This window comes from Parapedobacter defluvii (assembly GCF_014642075.1).
GTDB lineage: Bacteria > Bacteroidota > Bacteroidia > Sphingobacteriales > Sphingobacteriaceae > Parapedobacter > Parapedobacter defluvii.
Window position 1 is genome coordinate 1 of sequence record NZ_BMIK01000047.1, and the last position, 1,988, is coordinate 1,988.

Here is a 1,988-nt window from a genome sequence, read left to right on the forward strand (position 1 = left end):
ATTGTTCTGCATTCATTGTTGCCGAAAACTGTGTATTCCTAATTGCCAAAAACTCTGCACTCTTAATTACCGCTTACAAAAGCCTTTGTTGAACATCGTGCGGTTGACCCCCAGGTTATTGGCTACCACGAACGATTGAAAAAAGCCGACCACCTGATTTTTATTTTCCCGATTTGGTGGGACATTATGCCTGCCGCCACCAAAGGATTTATCGACCGTGTATTGTCGCCCGGATTGGCGTATGACCATCATCCGAGAGGTTTCGGGTTGGTGCCGCTATTACATAATCTGAAAAGCATTACCGTCATCACCACGATGAACAAACCCAAAATTATGTACTCACTGCTTATCGGAAACTTGATTCGAAAAGTGATGATACGAAGTGTATTCAAAACAATGGGCTACAAAAACGTCAAATGGCTCAGCTTTACATCGGTAAAAAGAGTGAGCCACGAAAAACGGGTCAAATGGCTGCATGAACTTGAGAAAAGATTTTCAAAACTCAATTAATCAAATATGGTATTATGAAACTCAATAGAAATTATGTTACCCCATTTATATCATTGGTGTTCCTTGTCGTAGGCATTTCGGGACTGCTGATGTTTTTCCATCTGTTTGACGGCTACACCGAAGTAGTTCACGAAATACTCGGATTGTTATTTGTTATTTGTGCCATTTTCCACATCATTTTGAATTGGAAAGCTTTGAAAATTCATTTTAAGAAAAGTGTTTTTTTGCCTGCATTACTTGCGGTACTGACATTAGCTGTTGTTCTTATTATATCTGAAAGAATGTATCCGCCGGTCGATTTGCAAATCATGGACAGAATTGTAAAAGCACCTGTGGAGGATGCATTCAGGGTGTTAAATATCAATGAGGAACAAGCAGCCGCTAAACTGACAGAGAAAGGAATTTCGGTAGAAAATGTCCAAACTTTTGAAGAACTGTGGAAGCATAACGATGCCAATGCAGAAGAAGTCATTGACCTGCTTCTGGAATAAACTCAAAAATTTGGTTAGTCTGCGTTTTGAAATATGTTTCGGGAAACTTAAGAACTTGTTTTAAAGTTCACCTAATTGTTTTGTTGTCCATATACGATTTTATAATTTTGAAGAAAACCTCCACAAAAATCAGTTGGTAGTACACAAACAAGGTAACGACGCACGAATGATGACACAGATAATTATTCCTTCCGATTGCGGTAATGCCCCGAAAAAGAACTTTCTCAAAGACTTTTATACGGCTTGGGCAAAGGATGATTTAGATTTTTGTAAAAAGCATCTTGATGACCATATCATTTGGGAAATCGTCGGACAAAACACCCTGTCGGGAATAGAGAATTTTGAAAAGCAACTTCAGCATTACCCCATACGAAATGCATCCAAAATGGTAATCGAAACCATAATTACCCACGGAACAGATGCCTCGGTTGACGGACAAATATGGACAAACGAAGGAGCCGTTTTTGCTTTCTGCGATGTTTATAAGTTTAAAGGATTTAAGGGTTTTAGCTTAAAATCGATTAAAAGCTTTTGGGTGGAGTTACCGACCGGTTCGGGGTGTCGTGGCAACTGAGTTGGGAATAATGCAAAGTGTTGGCAATAAGCGAGCAGAATCAACATTATTTATTTTCATTCATTTATTGAGCTTCGTGCTACTATGCGGCTTTGGTGCGTGCAATTCCGTCTATCGCCAACAATTGGCTCGTTATAAGCAACCCTAAAAAGAAAGAGACTGCTAAAAAAAGCAATCTCTTTCGATATGAGCATTTTTATGATTAACCTATTCCTAAACGAATAGCTCTTTCAACGGGAGAATAGCCGACATCAGAATCTGAAATAGACAATTCGCCTCTTAACAACAAAGGGGGCTGTGCCATAAATTTAGGCGTACTTCCCCTGTGGGGGGTCTGTAAAATGAACTGTGTCAAGGGGTGTTTCCCAGCCCCGCGGGGCTGGGAAACACCCCTTGTGCTTACTGCAAATCTA

The 1,988-nt window shown here is 40.0% G+C and carries 3 protein-coding genes; all 3 read left to right on the plus strand.

Annotated elements, in window-relative coordinates; all coding sequences use genetic code 11:
- Positions 1–117 precede the first annotated feature (117 nt).
- The 3 genes from IEX60_RS24645 to IEX60_RS24655 all read left to right on the plus strand — a co-directional run bounded on the left by IEX60_RS24645 (position 118) and on the right by IEX60_RS24655 (position 1,575).
- Positions 118–510 (plus strand): NAD(P)H-dependent oxidoreductase, encoded by a 393-nt coding sequence (locus IEX60_RS24645; RefSeq protein ID WP_373285087.1) that lies wholly within the window; start codon positions 118–120, stop codon positions 508–510.
- 14 nt (positions 511–524) lie between these two features.
- Positions 525–1,001, plus strand: a complete 477-nt coding sequence (locus IEX60_RS24650; protein ID WP_112373090.1) for a DUF4405 domain-containing protein — start codon at positions 525–527, stop codon at positions 999–1,001.
- A gap of 166 nt (positions 1,002–1,167) precedes the next feature.
- On the plus strand, positions 1,168–1,575 hold the full coding sequence (locus tag IEX60_RS24655; protein WP_146746641.1) for a nuclear transport factor 2 family protein: 408 nt from the start codon (positions 1,168–1,170) through the stop codon (positions 1,573–1,575).
- Positions 1,576–1,988 lie beyond the last annotated feature (413 nt).